This window comes from Actinomadura rupiterrae (assembly GCF_024172125.1).
Lineage (GTDB): Bacteria > Actinomycetota > Actinomycetes > Streptosporangiales > Streptosporangiaceae > Spirillospora > Spirillospora rupiterrae.
On record NZ_JAMZEA010000002.1, the window covers coordinates 850,029 to 868,033 of the forward strand.

An 18,005-nucleotide genomic window follows, 5' to 3' on the forward strand; every position below is an offset into this window, starting at 1 on the left:
CACCGGCTCGCCCGTCCCCGCCCCGGACGGCACGCTGGATCCATGACGACCTTCGACATGGGCGCCGACCTGCGGGTTCGGCGGATGGGCTTCGGCGCGATGCGGCTTCCGGCGCGGGAGATCCGCGGCCCCGCCAACGACCGCGGGACCGGTCTCGCCGTGCTGCGCCGCGCGGTGGAGCTCGGCGTGAACCACATCGACACCGCCGCGTTCTACTTCCGCGGCGGCCTCACCGCCAACGGCATGATCCGGGAGGCGCTGCACCCCTACGCGGACGATCTGGTCATCGCGACCAAGGTCGGCCCGCGCCGCGAGCCGGACGACCCGATGCCGACGGGGCAGCTCGCGGCGGACGCGCTGCGCCGCGAGGTCGAGCGCAACCTGCGCGAGCTCGGCCTCGACCGGCTCGACCTGGTCTACCTGCGGCCCGGCGGCGGGCTCGACGCGCCGGGCGGCGAGCCGGTCGCCGAGCGCTTCGAGGTGCTCGCCGCGCTCCGCGAGGAGGGCCTGATCAGGCACCTCGGCGTCAGCCACGTGGACGCCGCGCAGCTCGCCGAGGCCCGCGCGGTCGCGCCGGTCGCGGCCGTCCAGAACCGGTTCGACGTGACGCGGCCCGCGGACGTCGAGCTGCTCCGGACGTGCGAGCGCGACGGCATCGCCTACGTCCCGTACTTCCCGCTCGGCGGGTTCGGAGTGCCGGACGACGCGCGCCTCAAGGCCGTCGCCGCGCGGCACGGCGCCACGACCGCGCAGGTGCTGCTCGCGGGCCTGCTGGCGCTGTCGCCGGTGACGCTCGCGATCCCCGGGACGTCCTCGCTGAAGCACCTGGAGGAGAACATCGCCGCAGGTGAGCTGGAACTCACGCCGGAAGACCTGCGGGAACTCCAGGCGTGACGAGTGGCGTCGGCGTGGTCTCCGGCATCACCGAGGTGAGGTCGAAGACGGGTTCCGCGGGCGGCTCGTCCAGGGCCGCGGCGGCGGCGCTCGGCGCGGGACGCGGGCGGCGCGGCAGCGGCGAACCGGACGATCCGCCCCGGCCGCGGTAGACGACCAGGCCGTTCACCGGATCGGGAACGGCGTCGAGCGCGGCCCGGACGCCGGGCAGCTCGCGCCAGATCAGCCAGTCCTTCTCGTCCGGGAAGCAGATCTCGAAGACCACGCCCCACGGCGTGACGTCCCAGAGCCACCCCAGGGCGCCGTGGGTGAGGGCGGACTCGGTCAGCATGTCCTGCCAGGCGTCGCGCCACGACCGCGCGGCCTGCTCGCCGTTGAAGACCTCGATGGACCACCAGTCCATGGCGTCAACGGTAAGCGCGCGATCGTGCGGCGGCCAGGAGCGTGAAGGTTCCGGCATGGTTGCCCTCGAAGGGCCGGTTCGCCGGTTCCGGCCAGGTGCGCTGCGGGCGCGTCCCGGCAGGGAACGCTCCCTGCCGGGACGAGGAGGCGCGCATGGCCGTCAGGTTCGTGGTCGCGGGGATCTCGATGCTCCTGCTCGCCGGGTGCACCGGGCAGGGATCGTCCACGGAGAACATGGACACGCCTGGTCACACGCTCGCCGCGCGGTCGCCGCAGGCGCTGCTGAGGATCGGGACGACCTCGCGCGGCACCGCCCTGACGGACGAAACGGGCACCGCGCTCTACCTCTTCGCCGCCGATCGCGGCCGGTCGTCCGGCTGCACCGGGACGTGCCTGGCGATGTGGCCGCCCTACCTGACGCGCGGCGCGCCGCGTGCCGCCTCGGGCGCGCGGTCCGACCTGCTCGGCACCGTCCAGCGGCCGGACGGAACCACCCAGGTCACTTATGCCGGGCATCCGCTCTACCGGTACAAGAAGGACTACTACACCGGCGACGCGCGCGGGCAGCGCCTCTACGATTTCGGCGGCCTCTGGTACCTGCTCGGCGCCTCGGGCGCGCCGCTCTGACCGTTGCCGCCTCGTCTCTACGTGTCGATGAAGGACTGCGGGACGATCACGCGCAGCGCGTTGCCGAGCAGCCGGATCTCGACCGGCGTGCGGCCGCGGATCTCGCCGTCCACGTCCACCGGCAGCGGCGGGTCGGTCGCGATGCGGACGTGCTGGGTGGTCAGGAACGCCTCCTCGTCCAGCGTCCGCCACGGCCCGGTCAGGACGTGCCGGGCCGTCGCGGACGCCAGCCGCAGCCGCCGCCCGTCGCCCAGCCGGTAGACCGCGAGCAGCCGGTCGTCGGGGCTCGCGTCGCGCGCGATGCGCTGCCCGCTGTGGTGCGCGCCGTTCGCGATGTTGAGCTGGTGCGTCTCGACCTCGGTCGTCACGCCGTCGATCTCGATCGTGGCGTGGAACGCGTCGTGCCGGGGCAGCAGCCGCGCCGCCGTCAGCGCGTACGCCGGACGGCCCAGCACCCGCTTCAGCTCGTGCGGGACATGCCGCGCGACCTGCACCGACAGCCCGAGACTGACCATGTTCGCGAAAACATGCCCGGCCTCGTCACCCGCGTCGGTGCCCGCGTCAGCGTCGGCGCCCGCGCCCGCGCCCGCGCCCGCGTCGGCCCGGCCCGCGCCGGTTTCGTCGGTGGTGCCTTCGAACCAGCCGACGTCGACGTCCGCGACCTTGCCCGCGCGGAGCACCTCGACGGCGCCCGCGAGGTCCATCGGGAGTTCGAGGCTGCGCGCGAAGTTGTTGGTGGTGCCGAGCGGCAGCACGCCGAGCGCCGCGTCCTGGTGGGTGAGGTGCCGGACGGCCTCGGCGATCGTCCCGTCGCCGCCGCCGACGACGACCAGGTCGGGGCGGTCCGCGAGGACGCGGCGGAACAGCGGCCGCAGCCCGGACGGGTCGGTGACCGGGACGATCTCGGCGAACTCCAGCCCGGCGGCGTTCAGCAGGGCGCGCGCCCGCCCGTACAGCCGGCGGCCGCGGCGGGACCTGGCGTTCACGATCAGCACGGCGCGGCCCGACCCGCTCCGGATGGCGGAATCCAACTCCTCTTTCGAACGCGGCAAAACAAACCTTTCGGTGATTACCGTGCGTTAAAGCACTCTTGGCTCTGGGAATAAGTTACCTAACGTAGAAGGTTTTGAGCGGGGCGGAACGATGTGGCGGCGTGGCTGGCTCGGGGCCGGACTGATCACCGGGGCGGCTCTCGCGGGATGCGCGGGACTAGCGGTGACCTCGGGTTTCCTGCTTCCCCTTTCGATCGCGCCCGGCGGACCGGCGCCCGCGCCGTCCGCCGCGTCCGACGACGGCGCGACCGTGGTCGGCGAGCGGATGCGCGGCGAGCGGGTGCTCGACCTGGCCGTCCGGTCGCCCGTCCTGCCGGACGTCGCGCACGTGCGGCTGCTGCTGCCGCCCGGCTGGCGGCGCGGCTCCGCGCGCACCTGGCCGGTGCTGTGGCTGCTGCACGGGATGCGCGGCGACCACACGTCCTGGAGCGAGCACTCCGACGTGGAGCTGCTCACCGCCGACCTCGACGTGCTGGTCGTCATGCCGGACGGCGGCGGCTGCGGCCTGTACACCGACTGGTGGAACCAGGGCGCCGGTGGGCCGCCGAGCTGGGAGACCTTCCACCTGACCGAGCTGCGGCAGATCCTCGAACGCGGCTACGGCGCCGGGACGTCCCGCGCGGTCGCGGGCGTCGGCGCGGGCGGGCTGGGCGCGCTCGGCTACGCGGCCCGGCACCGCGGCCTGTTCCGCGCCGCGGCGTCCTTCAGCGCCCCGCTCCACATCCTGCACGACGACCCGGACGGCCTGGACGTCTCCGACCTCGTCCAGCTCGCCGTCGCGATCGGGTCCCGCGGCGCCGACTGGACGGACGTCTGGGGCGACCCGCGCGAGCAGCGGATCGTCTGGCGGCAGCACAACCCCTACGACCTCGCCGACCGGCTCTCCGGCGTCCGGCTGCACGTGGCGTCCGGGGACGGCTCGCCCGGCCCGTTCGACCCGCGCCCGTCGCGCGCGCCGGACGTTCTGGAACGCCTGTCCCGGACGCTCAGCGGCGAGTTCACCGGGAAGCTGAAGAAGCTCGGCGTCCCCGTCTCCACGCACTTCTACCGCGGCACCCACAGCTGGGCCTACTGGCAGCGCGAACTCCGCGCCGCCCTCCCCCTGCTGCTCGCCGAGATCACCTGATCCCGCGGCCCCGCGCCCGGCGGGCGGGGTCGGGCGGCTAGGCTCGCGGGCGTGACTGAACCGCGTTCGGATTCGTGGGTGGCCGGCGTCTGGCGGGAGCTGGGGCTGCCGGGCCTGATCGACGTGCACGTCCACTTCATGCCGCCGCGCGTGCTCGCCGCCGTCTGGCGCTACTTCGACGAGGCCGGACCGCTCATCGGCGTCGAGTGGCCGATCCGCTACAAGTGGCCCGAGGACGAGCGGATCGAGCACCTGCGCTCGATGGGCGTCCGGGCGTTCACCTCGCTGCTGTACCCGCACAAGCCGGGCATGGCCGAGACGCTGAACGGCTGGGGTGCGGAGTTCGCCGCCCGCGTCCCGGAGTGCGTCCAGACCGGGACGTTCTTCCCCGAGGCGTCCGCCGCGTCCTACGTGCGGCGCGCGCTGGAGTCCGGGACCAAGGTGTTCAAGGTGCACCTCCAGGTCGGCGGCTTCGACCCGCGCGCGGACGAGCTGGACGAGGTCTGGGGCCTGCTCGCCGAATCCGGCGCGATCGCCCTCGTCCACGCGGGATCGGGCCCGGTCGCGAACGGGTACACCGGGCCCGGGCCGTTCGGCGACGTCCTCGCGCGCCACCCGAACCTGCGGACGGTCGTCGCGCACCTCGGCGCGCCCGAGTTCACCGGGTTCTTCGACCTCGCCGACCGGTTCCCGAACGTCCACCTGGACACGACCATGGTGTTCGTCGACTTCACCGGCGGCCTCGGCGTCTTCCCCGCCGCCGAGATGCCGCGCCTGCGCGACCTCGGCCTGGCCGGGCGCATCCTGTTCGGCTCGGACTTCCCGAACATCCCGTACACCTACGCGCACCAGCTCGAAGGGCTCACGCGGCTCGACCTGGGCGACGACTGGCTGCGCGCGGTCTGCTGGGACGGCCCGTCCAAACTCCTGGGCGTCCCCTAGCGGCGGACGGTCAGTGTCCGCAGGGCGGCTGCACAGCCTCGGCCGTCTGCGCGGGCAGCGGAGCCGCGGGCTGCTCGGCGGGGGACAGTGGGACGTGGCGGGGGCCGTGCGGGTCCTCGCAGTGGAAGCCGTCGCCCTCGTGGTCGACCTCCAGCGTGCTGTGCGTGATGCCGTAGTCGTCGCGCAGCAGTCCGCGCAGATCGCGCCGGACGCCGTGGCAGTTCCCGTCCGGATTCACCATGACGTGCGCCGACAGTGCCGGGTAGCCCGAGCCGAGCTCCCAGACGTGCAGGTCGTGGACCTCCCGGACGCAGGGCCGGTCCGCCAGCCGGGCGCCGATCTCGGCCGGGTTCAGGCCCGTCGGCGCCGCCTCCATCAGCACCCGCCCCGCGTCCCGCAGCAGGTTCCAGCCCGCCTTGAGCATCAGCGCGGCGACGACCAGCGACGCGATCGCGTCCGCGCGGGCGAACCCGGTCGTCCAGACGACCAGGCCCGCGACCGTGGTGGCGATGAACGCGTACAGGTCGTTCAGGATGTGCTGGAACGCGCCCTCGACGTTCAGGCTCGACCGGTTCGCCTTGCCGAGCAGCCAGGTCGCGAGGACGTTCACGCCGATCCCGGCGAGCGAGGTCCAGAACACCAGCGCGCCCTCGACCTCGGGCGGGGCGACCAGCCGCCGCCCGCCCTCGAACACGAAGTACGCCGCGAGCAGGATCAGCGTCAGCCCGTTGAGCTGCGCCGACAGGATCTCGGTACGGCGCAGCCCGTAGGTGTAGCCGCCGCGCGGTGGGCGCGCCGCGATCCGCATCGCGACCAGCGCCAGGACGATCGCGAACGCGTCGGTCATCATGTGCGCCGCGTCCGACAGCAGGGCCAGCGACCGGGCGAGCAGGCCGATCACGACCTCGCCCGCCATGAACCCCAGGATCAGCGCGAGCGCGCCCATCAGGTACCGGCGATCGGCCCCGTCCGAGACCCCATGCCCGTGCCCATGCCTATGCCCATGCCCGTGCTCGTGCTCGTGCCGCCCGCTCCCGTGCCCCGCGTTCCCGTGCCGTCCGCTCCCGTGCTGTCCGTTCTCGTGTGCGTGCGCATGACCGGTGGACATCACGTGGTCGGCCCCCCGACATATGAAGTCTCGTTCATATGAGCAAACATAACCCATCGCGTCCGGGACGGGTCATGCCTCCAGGGAACGGTGTTCCCCGAGGTGAGCGAGGGAAGCATGGCGGGACCGGATGCCCGCCGAAGGGTTCACGCGCCGGCGGCGTCGGCCAGGGCGGCCGGGTCGCGGCCTTCGAGGGCGGCGGCCATGAGGTCGGGGAAGGCGTCCGGGGTGCAGGCGAACGCCGGGACGCCGAGCGCCGCCAGCGCGGCCGCGTTGTCGTGGTCGTAGGACGGCGCGCCCTCGTCCGACAGCGCCAGCAGGACGATCACCCGGACGCCCGCGCCGGTCAGCGCGGCGGCCCGGCGGAGCATCTCGTCCCGGACGCCGCCCTCGTACAGGTCGGTGACCAGCACCAGGACGGTGTCGTTCGGCCGCGACACCAGCGTCTGGCAGTAGGCGAGCGCCCGGTTGATGTCGGTCCCGCCGCCGAGCTGCGTGCCGAAGAGCAGCTCGACCGGGTCGTGGAGCTGCCCGGTGAGGTCGACCACCGAGGTGTCGAACGCGACGAGCGAGGTGCGCAGCGACCGCACCGACGCCAGGACGGCCCCGAACACGCTCGCGTACACCACCGACGCCGCCATCGACCCCGACTGGTCGACGCAGAGGATCACGTCCCGGCGGACGCCGCGCCCGCGCCGCCCGTGCCCGACGAGCCGCTGCGGCACGAGCGTCCCGCGGTCCGGCTGGTAGTGCCGCAGGTTCGCGCGGATCGTCCGGTCCCAGTCCACCTCGGACGGGCGGCGCGGACGGACCGACCGCGCGGCCCGGTCCAGCGCGCCGCCGACCGCCGACCGGGTGCGCTCGGCCAGCCGCCGCTCCAGCTCCCGGACCAGCGCGCGGACCACCGACCGCGCCGACTCGCGGGCCCGGTCCGGCAGCACCCGGTTCAGCGACAGCAGCGTCCCGACCAGGTGGATGTCCGGTTCGACGGCGTCCAGCATCTCCGGTTCGAGCAGCAGCCGCGCGAGGTCGAGCCGCTCGATCGCGTCCCGCTGCATGACCTGCACGACCGAGGACGGGAAGTACGCGCGGATGTCGCCGAGCCAGCGCGCGACGCTCGGCGCCGAGTCGCCCAGCCCCGCCCCGCGCCGCCCCGGCCGGGACCGCCCGCTCTCGCCGGTGCCGTACAGCTTGGCCAGCGCGCCGTCCATCCGCGCATCATCGCCGCTCAGCACCACATCGGCGCCCTCGCCCGCATCCCCGCCAAGCACCAACCGCCACCGCCGCATCCGCTCCACATCGCCCGCGCCGGCCGACTCTGGGGTTTCGGTCATGGTTTGGCCTCCGGGGCGAGGATGCGTAGGACGGTGGCTGTGGCGGGGGCGGCGCGGACGGGGTCGATCGGGGCGTCGGCGCGGTGGGCGGAAGGCGCGTCGTCCAGGTGACGGACGCGGTCGCCGATCGCGCGGCGCTCGGCGACCGCGAACTCGCCGAACGCGCGCCGCAGCAGGGGGAGGACGCCGGTGAACGCCTCGGCGGGCAGGCCGGTGATCCAGCCGTCCACGAGCCTGAGCAGGACGTCGTCGTGGACGAGCACCAGCCCGCCCTCCGACAGGAAGCCCTCCACCCACGCGGCGGCGCGCGCGGGCGCGGCCCCCGCCGACACGGCCCGCGCCATCCGGTCGGGCACGTCGGGGAGGATCCCGGCGTCCAGCAGCAGCCGGGTGAGCCGTCCTTCGAGGAGTCCGTGCAGGTCGTCGCGGTCGACGAGGGCGGCGAGCGTGGTGTGCCAGCGGGCCGTGTGCGCGGCGTCGTCGAGCAGCGCGAGCGCCGCGTGCGTCCGGTCGAGCCGTCCGAGCAGATCGCGCGCCGCGTCGTCGTCCAACCCGCGGGACGCCGGGACGAGCCCGACGCACACCCGCACGACCAGGCCGTCCACGACCGTCCGGAGCGGACCCGTTCCGGTGGCGCGCACATCGCCGTACCTGAGCGCGCGCACGAGGGCGGGCAGCGCGTCCATGAGGTGCGCGACGTCGCCGTCCAGCGCGGCGCGGTCGGCGAGCGCCCACATGACGGCCGGTAGCGCCTCGTCGAGATCGGCCAGCAGGCAGCGTTCGACCACGGCGGTCAGCTCGGCGAGCGACTCGGCCTCGGCCGCCATCGCGCACGCACGAGCCGCGGACGCTCCCGCGACCGTCGTGCCCCACGCGCTCGCCTCGATCAGCTCGACGTCGAACTCCGGGCGCCAGCACAGCGTCCACGTCTCCCGGAACGTGCCCTTGCCGCGGCTCTCCGCCGGGACGCCCCAGTCGACCTCCAGCAGCCGCAGCCGGTGCAGCAGGCGGCTGCGCGCGAGATCGACGTCGCGCCGCAGGTCCAGGTCGAGATCCCGGGAGTCGGCGGACGGCGCGAGCCGCAGCCGCCGCTGCCGGTCGGCGAGGTCGCGCTGCAGCGGCACCATCGGGGTGTCGTCCGGGACGGACCCGAGCCGCTCCCCGACGACCATCCGCCGCCGGATCAGCTCGACCGGCAGGTCCGCGCCCTCGCACAGCACCGCGCGGGTCGCCTCGGTCACCTCGTCCAGCCCGGCGAGCGGGCGGCCGCGCAGCGCGGCGAGGGCCTCCGCCAGCCGCACCGCCTCGATCACGTGCGCGGACGAGACGTGCAGGTCCTCCTGCCGCAGCACGCCCGCCGCGTCGGTCAGCCACCGCTCGACCGGACGGTCCGGAGCCGCGAACAGGTGCGCGTACCAGCCCGGCGACCGCACGCCCGCGCCGTACCCGGACCGCTCGGCGAGCCGCCCATGCGTCCACGGCACCCACGTCATCGACACCTTCGCCTTGGGCAGCCCGCGCAGCACCTGGTCGTCCCGCGCCGCCGGGACCTTCGCCAGGATCGCCGGGACGTGCCACGCCCCGCACACCACCGCGACCCGCTCGAACCCGTCCTTCAGCGCGCGTCGCAGCGTCCGGCGCATGGCCGCCTCGCGCTGCTCCTCACGCAGCAGGTACCCGGGCGGCAGCCCCTTCGAGGACGGCTGCTCGGCGACGCGCTCGCGCAGCTCGGCCATCGCCTCGGCGATCGCGGGGAACGGCGACGGACCGCCGTCGCGATGCTCGACTACGTCGTCCCACCACCGCTCGGCGTCCTCGTACCCGGCCGCCCGCGCCAGCCACCCCAGCGGATCAAGCCGAATCCCCTCGTCCCCCTCGCCTTCGTGGGCGGGGCCGAGATCGTCGCCGGTGGCGTTCTCGGGGACGGGTGGGATGAGCTGGTTCGCGGCGGGCAGGTCGCAGAAGCGGACGGCGGCGCCCTCGTCCAGCGCGTAGCGGACGGCCTGCCACTCCGGGCTGAACTCGGCGAACGGCCAGAACGCGGCCCGCCGGTCCGAACCGGACGCGGGGTCCTCGCCCGGGGCGGGCGGCTCGCCCGGCGCGTACGCGAGCAGCGCCACCGGCGGGACCATGCCGGGATCGGCCGCGAGGTCGACGATCGCGTCCGCCTCGGGCGGGCCCTCGACCAGCACCGCGTCCGGCCGGAACTCCTCCAGCGCCCGCCGCACCGCCCGCGCCGACCCCGGCCCGTGATGCCTGATCCCGTAAACCTCGACCCGCGCCGCCTCGCGTGCGATGCCGCCCGAGCCGTTCGCGGTGGCTTCGGTCAAGAGACCTCCCGGCAGGCGCGGTAGAAGTCGGACCAGTCCGGACGTTCGCGGACGACCGTCTCCAGGTACTCCTGCCAGACGACGCGGTCGGACGCCGGGTCCTGGACGACGGCGCCGACGATGCCGCCCGCGACGTCCGGGGCGCGCAGGACGCCGTCGCCGAAGTGCGCGGCGAGCGCGAGGCCGCTGGTCACGACGGAGATCGCCTCGGCGGTGCTGAGCGTGCCGGACGGCGACTTCAGCTTCGTCCGGCCGTCGCCGGTCACGCCGGCGCGCAGCTCGCGGAAGACCGTGACGACGCGGCGGATCTCCTCCAGCCCGGCGGGCGCCTCGGGCAGCTCCAGCGCGCGGCCGAGCTGGTCCACCCGGCGCGCGACGATCTCCACCTCGTCCGCCTCGGACGCGGGCAGCGGCAGCACGACGGTGTTGAACCGGCGGCGCAGCGCCGACGACAGCTCGTTGACACCGCGGTCGCGGTCGTTCGCCGTCGCGATCACGGTGAACCCGCGCCGCGCCTGCACCTCGGAGTTCAGCTCCGGCACCGGCAGCGTCTTCTCCGACAGCAGCGTGATCAGCGTGTCCTGGACGTCGCCGGGCATCCGGGTCAGCTCCTCGACGCGCGCCACCGCCCCGCGCCGCATCGCGCGCATCAGCGGGCTCTCCACCAGCGCCCGCTCGGACGGCCCCTCGGCGAGCAGCCGCGCGTAGTTCCACCCGTACCGGACGGCCTCCTCCGGCGTCCCGGCCGTGCCCTGCACCAGCAGCGTCGAGTCGCCGGAGATCGCCGCCGCCAGGTGCTCCGACATCCACGTCTTCGCGGTTCCGGGGACGCCGAGCAGCAGCAGCGCCCGGTCGGTCGCGAGCGTCGCGACGGCGACCTCGACCAGGCGGCGCGGCCCGATGTACTTGGGCGAGACCTCCGATCCGTCCGGCAGCTCGCCGCCCAGCAGGTAGGTGGTCACCGCCCACGGCGACAGCAGCCAGCCGGGCGGACGCGGCCGGTCGTCATGCTCGGCCAGCAGCGCCAGCTCGTGCGCGTACTGCTGCTCGGCATGCGGCCGCAGCACATCATCGGGAGAGGCGCCGGAGCCGGAGGCGGCACCGGAGTCGGCAGCACCAGAGTCGGCGGCACCGGGGGCGGGGGAGGCACCGGGGGCGGGCTGGGTCACGGATGGAGCTCCTTCAGCATCTCGGCGCGGAACCGGAGGGTCTCGGTGAGTTCGGTGAGGACGGCGCCCGCCACCCCGCCCGGGTCGGCGGCCAGGTACCGCTCGGCCAGGGCGTGGATGCGCGGCGCGAAGGCGGGGGAGAGGCGCTGGTCGGCGAGCCGGCACAGCTGCGTGAGGGTGTGCTCGTGCCGGTGCGTCTGCCGGTCGGCGGCGGTGCCGAGCGTCGCCACGACGGCGTCGGCCAGCTCTCCCGTCCACGGGGCCAGGACGCGCTCCAGCACGCGGGGCAGCTCAGGCCCGCCCGCGACCCAGCGGATCAGCCCCGCCGCCGCGCCCTCGCGCTCCTCGCTCGGCAGGACGGTCAGCAGGTCGGCGAGGGCGTCCGGTTCGTCCACGACGACGCCGCCCTTCAGCAGCGCCCGCGCCCACGCCGGGTCGCGCTGGCGCAGCGCCGCGCGCGCCCACCCGATGTGGACGTCGCGGGCGGCGCGTCCGGAGTCGCCCGCCGCGTCCGTGATCGGCAGGCAGACGACCTCCATCGGCGGTAGCGCGAACAGGTCCGTCCAGGTCGAAAGGGGCGTGCGCGCGAGGATCTCGCGCAGCCACGCGGCGCGCGTGCCGACCGGCCCGCCGCCCGCGCCCGCCGGGGCGAACGAGCCGCTCGGATGGAACGGGACGCCGTCGCGCGCGAGGTCTTCGTCATGCGTCTCGGGCGGCTCGACCACGACCCACGTCTGCCGCCGCTCGCGGACCGTGCGGGTCTCGGCGCGCAGGCACGCGCGGGCGCGCGAGGCCATCCGCCTGCCGTAGTCGGAGTCGGGCAGCCGCGCGAGCAGGTCGGACGCGAGCTGCCGGACGTCCTTGCCCCGGTCTTCGAGCGCCGCTTCGAGGAAGTCCTCGTCGTCCATCGACAGGCCGCGCGCGAACGTGCCGAGGAACGCCGCCCGGTCGGGCGCGGCCTCCTTCGTCCACACCGCGCCGAGCGTTTCGCGCGCCTCGGACGGGTCGCTCCCGCGCAGGCGCGTGAGGAACGCGACGCGCTGCTGCCGCGTGCCCGTTTCCCACACCTCGTCGCCGCCGCCCGGATCGTCCCCGGAACCGATCAGGTAGGCCCAGTCAGTGTTCCGCAACGCCAGCCACACGCCGCGGTGCCCGGCCGCGCGCGCGATCGCCGGACGCAGCATCCGATCGCCGCGTCCCTTCTCCAGCAGCTCGGGCAGGAGCCGCGCGGGCACCCGCCAGCCGCCGCGCGCCGCCGCGTCCAGCCACTCGGGCAGCACCTTGACCTGCTCGCCCGCCAGGATCCGGGTGAGCCGCCGCGCCGCCGCGCGCGGGACCACGGGAAGCTCCTCGTCGGGCGCGGCGGCGATCGCCTCCACGCCGTCCCGCGGCAGGACTCCGGCCCGGCGCCGCACGGCCAGCACCGCCGCCTGATCCAGCAGCCGCCCGGCCGCGTCCGTGTCGGTGGCCGGCGTCTCGGACGGGGGCGGAGGACGGCGGTCGGTGCCCAGCAGAGCGGCGCTCACGTGCTCCGACCAGGTGCTCACAGCAGCACGACCCCCTCTTCGGGATGCCAGAGGGCGAGCGGATGCAGGCCCTCCGGCGTCCACTCGCCGGACAGCGTCACCGGCCCGCCGCCCGACACCGCCAGCAGCGGCCACGGATCGCTCGTCCGCAGCGGCAGCGCCTCGCCGGAGGTGTCGAGAACGTGCAGGTCACCGCGCTTGTCGCGGCCCGGGCGGACGCCCGCGAGGACGGCGGGCCAGCGGTCGAGCCACGGGTCGTCCGCGAGCGCGGCGGCATGCTCGTCCAGCATCGCGCGCACCGACGTGCCGGACGGCGTTCCGCGCGCGGCGGGACGTTCGGAACGCTCCGCCACGAGCGCGCGCAGGCCGTCCGGGTAGAACGCGAGCGTCGCGTCAACGGCCGTGCCGACGGCCAGGGACGCGTCGAGCGGACGCCCGCGCGCGGCGAACGACAGCACGAGCGCCGACCGGCCGCTCGCCTCGCCGCGCAGCCAGACGCGGCGCGTGGTGAGCTGGTCGAGCGTCGCATCGCGCGACCCGATGACGCACCACGCGTCGCGGACGCGTTCGCCGCGCGCGAGGACCTCGTCCTGCGGCATGGCGAAGCCGATGCGCGCGCGCACGACCTCGCGCAGGCGCGGCGGCAGCGCCTCGCGCCCCTGGTACGCGCGGACGAGCAGCCGCAGCAACGCGTACTCGGCGAGCAGCCGGTCGGGCCAGCCCGCGCGGCGCGGCACCCCGGCGAGCGCCCGCACCTGCGCCGCCAGCGACCCGGCGGACGCGTCGACCAGCCGCCGGGACGCGTCGTCCCAGAGCCGGTAGGGCGCCCGCTCGGCCCGCGCCAGCCCGTGCGCGACCTGGTCGCGCAACCACTGGTCGAGCTCGGCGAGACCGTCCTCCACCCGCCGCTCGCGGCGCTCGGCGGTCCTCGGATCACGCCCGCGCCCGCCCGCGCTCGATCCCTCGCTCACACCGTCGAAACTATCGGCCGGGTCCGACAATCTCCGGCGTTCCCGACACCCCGTCAGAAGTCCCGGTCAGCAGCGCACGCACGCAGTTCCAGCCAACGCTCTCAGCGGCCTTTTCCCTTTCCGGCCGTTGGGCGGCTGCGGTGCCTGCGGGCCCGGACGCGGGCCTTGCGCTTGCGGTGGTAGGAGCCTCGGTCGAGCTTCTTCGCGGCCATGGCCCATGGTCCGTCCGGACGCTCCGACACGCGAGCGCATGGCCGCGTACGGTCAGCGGCACCGCCGCCCCGGACGGGTGTAGATAGGTACACCTCGCGGTCGGTGTCCAAGCCCCTGGGGCGGGAAAGCGCTGGTCGGCAAGCTTGATCACGTGAAGAACAGCATCCGGCGCACCGCCGCCGCCACCCTCGCCACCGCCGCTCTGACCGCCGCCGCCGTCCCGGCGATGGCGTCCGCTTCGTCCGCTTCCACGGCGTCCGCCGCGTCCCGCGGGAGCACGCTGCAGAAGGCCGTGGACCAGCTCGTCAAGGACGGCCAGCCCGGCGTCATCGCGCTGTCCCGCAAGGGCGACCAGGTCACCCGCGTCACCGCCGGGTACGCCGACGTCAAGACGCACCAGAAGATGTCCCCGGAGCTTCGCTTCCGTATCGCGAGCGTCAGCAAGACCTTTACCACCGCGGTCGTCCTGCAGCTCGTCGCCGAGCACAGGATCTCGCTGGACGACACGGTCGCGCGCTGGCTGCCCGGCGTGCTCACCCGCAACGGCAACGACGGCCGGAAGATCACCGTCCGGCAGCTGCTCGGGCAGACGTCCGGGCTGAACGAGTACGTGCAGGACCAGCGGGTCTGGCAGAACCCCGCCCGCGTGTGGAAGCCGCGCGAGCTGGTCGACATCGCCCAGGAGAAGGCGCCGCTGAGCAGGCCCGGCGCCAAGTGGAACTACGCCAACACCAACTTCATCCTCGCCGGGATGATCGTCGAGAAGGCGACCGGGCGCCCGTTCGCCGCCGAGCTGCAGCGCCGGATCGTCAGGCCGCTGCGGCTGGCGCACACCTTCCTGCCGACCTCCGACACCGGCTTCCACGGCGCGTACGTGCACGGCTACTTCGACCAGTACGGCGACGTCAGCACGATGATCAGCCCGTCCAGCGGGTGGACGTCCGGCGGCATCGTCTCGACCGTGGACGACGTGGCGCGCTTCCAGCGGGCCCTGGTCACCGGGAGGCTGCTGCCCGCCCGCGTCCAGAAGGCGATGATGACGACGCGTCCGGTCGTGGACGACTGGGTGAAGGAGAACTACGGCCTCGGCCTGGCGCGGATCAAGACGTCCTGCGGGTTCGCGTGGGGACACGACGGCGGCTGGCCCGGCTACCGGACCTGGTCCTACACCACCCCGGACGGCAGGCGGCAGGCCGTCGTCACCTACAACCAGTCCAGCCCGGTCCTGGAGGCGAAGCCCGCCTTCCGCGCCGACATCACCAAGGCGATCAACGCGGCCCTCTGCCGCTAGCCGTCCCGGCCACGGACGTTGTAGACAGTTGAGGGCGTCCGGCGGCTGGTGAACGCCGCCGCCCGCGAACTCGACATCGACCGACCGGAGAACCCGTGACCCGAGCCCGCGCGTTCGGCCTGCCCCTGCGCGGCACGCCCGGACCGTCCAATGCGATCACCGACGTGCCGGGCGTGGAGGTCGGCTACACGACCCTCCTATCCGGGGATGGACCACTGCGCGTGGGGGAGGGGCCCGTCCGGACGGGCGTCACGGCGCTTCTCCCGCGCGGGCGCGCGGGAGATGGCCATCCGTGCACGGCCGGGCTGTACTCGCTGAACGGCAACGGCGAGATGACCGGCGCGCACTGGATCGCCGAGTCCGGCACGCTCGCCGTGCCCGTGCTCATCACCAACACGCACGCGGTCGGCCCGTGCCATCGCGGCGTGATCGACCGGGCCGTCCGGGAGCGGGGCGGACGGCCCGCCGAATGGATGCTGCCGGTCGTCGCCGAGACCTGGGACGGCTACCTCAACGACATCGACGGCCCGCACGTGACGTCCGCCCACGCGGTCGCGGCCATCGACGCGGCGCGGGGCGGACCGGTAGCAGAAGGCTCGGTCGGCGGCGGAACCGGCATGAACTGCTACGGCTTCAAGGGCGGCAGCGGCACGTCCTCGCGGATCGTCGAGTACGGACCCGACACCTACACCGTCGGGGTCTTCGTCCAGGCGAACTTCGGCGCGCGGCGCGAGCTGACCGTCTGCGGCGTGCACGTCGGGGACGACCTGGCGGACGACAACCCGATGGAGGACACCGACTGGATCGCCCCGCCCGGCGCGGGATCGGTCATCGTCGTGGTCGCCACGGACGCGCCGCTGCTGCCCGGCCAGTGCACGGCGCTCGCCCGGCGCGTCCCGCTCGGGCTCGCCCGGACCGGGACGGTCGGCCACCACTCCTCGGGCGACGTCTTCCTCGCGTTCTCCACGGCCGACCAGGGGCCGATGACGGACGGCTTCCCGGTCGGACCGCCTGGCTACGACACGCTCCGGTACGTCCAGCGGAACCGGATCGACCCCTTCTACGAGGCCGTCGTGCAGGGCGTCGAGGAGGCCGTGCTGAACGCGCTGCTCGCGGCGGAGACGTTGGTCGGACGCGACGGCCACCGCTCCCCGGCCCTCCCGAAGGACCGGCTTCGCGACCTCATGGGCCTCTGAGCGGCGACTCGGCTGAGCGGTGACTCAGCTGAGCGGCTCAGCTGAGCGGCGGCCTGGCCGAGCGCGGACCTTAGACGTGCGTGGTGGCGGCGTCCGGGAAGAGGAGGGCGCCGCCCGCCACCAGGGACAGCAGCGCGACCAGCGCGAACACCGTGACCCAGAACAGGCCGGGGACGCCGGTCAGGTGCGCGAGCTGGTCGGCGTCCGAGCTGGGCGCCATCCGGCGGGTGCGCATCCGCTGCAGCTCGACGACCGGACGCGTCCCCGCGAGCAGCAGGAACCAGGCCGCCAGGTAGCCGAAGACCGCCTGGACGGTCGAGCCGCCGAACCAGGAGACCGCGAACACCACCGCGCCCGTGATGATCACCGACAGCGCGCCGTAGGCGTTGCGGATCATGACGAGCATCCCGGCGAGGAGCAGCAGCGAGAACCAGAGCATGAGCGTGATCCGGCCGCCCGCGAGCAGCGCGGCGAACAGCAGGCCGAGCAGCGGCGGCGTGACGTACCCGGCCATCGCCGTGAACACCATGCCGGGCCCGTGCGGCTTGCCCCGCGACACCGTCACCCCGGACGTGTCGGAGTGCAGCTTGATGCCGTCCAGCTTGCGGCCGGTCAGCAGCGCGACCAGGGCGTGCCCGCCCTCGTGCGCGATCGTCACGACGTTGCGGGCGAGCCGCCAGGTCGGCCCGTGCGCCACCGCCGCCAGCGCCACCGCGGCGGCGATCCCCACCAGCCACCACGGCGGCGCCTGCTGGGTGCCGGTCAGCCGGTCGAACATGTCGGCGATGCTCACCTGGTCGTTCACGTCCACCTCGGGTCTCGTCGGGTCCGCGCTGCCCAAGAGTAGGACGTAGGGGGTAAGCCCCGCGTTCGGTTACATCTCGATCCCCTTTCGACGGGGGCCCGCACGTTGCGAAAATCGGATCAATGGGGTGAAGTCATCCCGTGAAGTACTGGATCGCCGCAGGTCTCACGCTCGCCGGCGCGCTGGCGCTGTCGAGCGCCGTCCAGGGCGAGGGGGCCGTCGGCCTCGCCGTCCTCGCCGGTGTGCCGGGCCTGCTGGCGGCGCTGTTCGTCGTGCCGCTCGCGTCGGCCGGCCGGTCGCGCGATCTGGCCTGCGCCGGGCTCATGGCCGCTGCCGTGCTGGGCGTCCTGGTCACGCTGCTGGTCGCGTCCGACTCCCGCTACCTGGCGCTCGGCGCGCTGCTCGCCGGGTTCGCGCTGGTAGCCGGATGGCCGGTGGCCGCCTCCGCCGCCTGCCTCATGGTGATCGCCACCTTCCGCGCCGCCCGCTCCGAGCCCCGCGCCGGGACGCGCTCCGAGCCGCGCGCCGGGACGCGCGGCGGGACGCGCTCCGGGACGCGCGGCGGGACGTTGGAAGCGTCCGCGATGCGGCCCGCCGGGCTGTCGTGGGTGGGTTTCGGTGTTTCCTGGGTGCCTGCCTGGGCGGCGCGGCCGCGTGCCTGGGGACGGATGGTCTGGACGTCCTCGCTGGCCCTGGCCGCGACCTACGGCTTCGGCCTCAGCCACTTCGACAAGGGCATGAGCGACGTCAAGGACAGTGTGTGTCGCGTCACTCTCGGAGCCGCGGACGCGCCGTCCGGGCCCGGCGGCGGGCAGTCGCTACTGCCGCTGAGCGACACCACCTGCGGTCTCGACACCGTGCCCGGATTCGTGAATCCCCTGCTCGGAGCGCTCGTCGCCCTGCTCGTCGCGTGCCTGGCGGGGTACGGCGGCGCGCGGCTGCGGGCGTCCCGGCCGCGTCCCGCCGCCTGATCCTCCGCCCTGCGCCCCGACCCCGCACGGATTGATCGGCGCTCGCCC

At 74.4% G+C, this 18,005-nt stretch carries 16 protein-coding genes; 7 read left to right on the plus strand and 9 right to left on the minus strand.

What is annotated here, in order from left to right; all coding sequences use genetic code 11:
- The first annotated feature begins 42 nt into the window (after window positions 1-42).
- Window positions 43-894: an oxidoreductase gene (locus tag FHU30_RS08480; RefSeq protein ID WP_253873677.1), complete on the plus strand. Its 852-nt coding sequence runs from the start codon at window positions 43-45 to the stop codon at window positions 892-894.
- Here FHU30_RS08480 and FHU30_RS08485 read toward each other — a convergent pair.
- The gene (locus FHU30_RS08485) at window positions 860-1,297 is read right to left on the minus strand and encodes a hypothetical protein (protein WP_253873679.1); all 438 of its coding nucleotides are present in this window, start codon (window positions 1,295-1,297) and stop codon (window positions 860-862) included. The two genes, FHU30_RS08480 and FHU30_RS08485, sit on opposite strands and share 35 nt — an antisense overlap.
- A 152-nt stretch (window positions 1,298-1,449) precedes the next feature.
- On the opposite strand from FHU30_RS08485, the gene FHU30_RS08490 reads away from it, so the two are divergent.
- Window positions 1,450-1,923, plus strand: coding sequence for a COG4315 family predicted lipoprotein (locus FHU30_RS08490; RefSeq protein WP_253873681.1), 474 nt, complete (start codon window positions 1,450-1,452; stop codon window positions 1,921-1,923).
- Window positions 1,924-1,940: 17 nt separating this feature from the next.
- Here FHU30_RS08490 and FHU30_RS08495 read toward each other — a convergent pair whose 3' ends face one another.
- Entirely contained in the window at window positions 1,941-2,954 is a 1,014-nt protein-coding gene (locus FHU30_RS08495) for a diacylglycerol/lipid kinase family protein (RefSeq protein WP_253873683.1), read from the minus strand.
- Window positions 2,955-3,138: 184 nt separating this feature from the next.
- On the opposite strand from FHU30_RS08495, the gene FHU30_RS08500 reads away from it, so the two are divergent.
- On the plus strand, window positions 3,139-4,101 hold the full coding sequence (locus FHU30_RS08500) for an alpha/beta hydrolase (protein WP_253873685.1): 963 nt from the start codon (window positions 3,139-3,141) through the stop codon (window positions 4,099-4,101).
- 51 nt (window positions 4,102-4,152) lie between these two features.
- Window positions 4,153-5,043, plus strand: a complete 891-nt coding sequence (locus tag FHU30_RS08505) for an amidohydrolase family protein (RefSeq protein WP_308211235.1) — start codon at window positions 4,153-4,155, stop codon at window positions 5,041-5,043.
- Window positions 5,044-5,053: 10 nt separating this feature from the next.
- Here the strand turns inward: FHU30_RS08505 and FHU30_RS08510 are convergent, their stop codons facing one another.
- The 6 genes from FHU30_RS08510 to FHU30_RS08535 form a co-directional block, all read right to left on the minus strand.
- Complete coding sequence (locus tag FHU30_RS08510) at window positions 5,054-5,989, minus strand: cation diffusion facilitator family transporter (RefSeq protein ID WP_253873687.1); 936 nt, start codon at window positions 5,987-5,989, stop codon at window positions 5,054-5,056.
- Window positions 5,990-6,297: 308 nt separating this feature from the next.
- Window positions 6,298-7,485 (minus strand): vWA domain-containing protein, encoded by a 1,188-nt coding sequence (locus FHU30_RS08515; RefSeq protein ID WP_253873689.1) that lies wholly within the window; start codon window positions 7,483-7,485, stop codon window positions 6,298-6,300.
- Complete coding sequence (locus tag FHU30_RS08520; protein ID WP_253873691.1) at window positions 7,482-9,815, minus strand: DUF5682 family protein; 2,334 nt, start codon at window positions 9,813-9,815, stop codon at window positions 7,482-7,484. Before FHU30_RS08520 ends, FHU30_RS08515 begins: the two co-directional genes overlap by 4 nt.
- Entirely contained in the window at window positions 9,812-10,882 is a 1,071-nt protein-coding gene (locus tag FHU30_RS08525) for an ATP-binding protein (RefSeq protein ID WP_253873913.1), read from the minus strand. The genes FHU30_RS08520 and FHU30_RS08525 overlap by 4 nt, the downstream gene beginning before the upstream one ends.
- A 98-nt stretch (window positions 10,883-10,980) precedes the next feature.
- Complete coding sequence (locus FHU30_RS08530) at window positions 10,981-12,531, minus strand: DUF5691 domain-containing protein (protein ID WP_253873693.1); 1,551 nt, start codon at window positions 12,529-12,531, stop codon at window positions 10,981-10,983.
- A complete protein-coding gene (locus FHU30_RS08535; protein WP_253873695.1) occupies window positions 12,528-13,481 on the minus strand; it encodes an SWIM zinc finger family protein in 954 nt (317 codons plus the stop codon). Before FHU30_RS08535 ends, FHU30_RS08530 begins: the two co-directional genes overlap by 4 nt.
- A gap of 364 nt (window positions 13,482-13,845) precedes the next feature.
- On the opposite strand from FHU30_RS08535, the gene FHU30_RS08540 reads away from it, so the two are divergent.
- Together FHU30_RS08540 and FHU30_RS08545 are read left to right on the plus strand one after the other, a co-directional pair.
- Window positions 13,846-14,985, plus strand: coding sequence for a serine hydrolase domain-containing protein (locus FHU30_RS08540; RefSeq protein WP_253873697.1), 1,140 nt, complete (start codon window positions 13,846-13,848; stop codon window positions 14,983-14,985).
- A gap of 95 nt (window positions 14,986-15,080) precedes the next feature.
- Entirely contained in the window at window positions 15,081-16,181 is a 1,101-nt protein-coding gene (locus tag FHU30_RS08545) for a DmpA family aminopeptidase (protein WP_253873699.1), read from the plus strand.
- A 70-nt stretch (window positions 16,182-16,251) separates the two neighbouring features.
- Here the strand turns inward: FHU30_RS08545 and FHU30_RS08550 are convergent, their stop codons facing one another.
- On the minus strand, window positions 16,252-16,959 hold the full coding sequence (locus tag FHU30_RS08550) for a M50 family metallopeptidase (RefSeq protein WP_253873915.1): 708 nt from the start codon (window positions 16,957-16,959) through the stop codon (window positions 16,252-16,254).
- 167 nt (window positions 16,960-17,126) lie between these two features.
- On the opposite strand from FHU30_RS08550, the gene FHU30_RS08555 reads away from it, so the two are divergent.
- Window positions 17,127-17,957 carry a hypothetical protein gene (locus FHU30_RS08555; RefSeq protein ID WP_253873701.1) on the plus strand — a complete coding sequence of 277 codons (831 nt, stop codon included), beginning with the start codon at window positions 17,127-17,129 and terminating at the stop codon, window positions 17,955-17,957.
- Window positions 17,958-18,005: the final 48 nt, after the last annotated feature.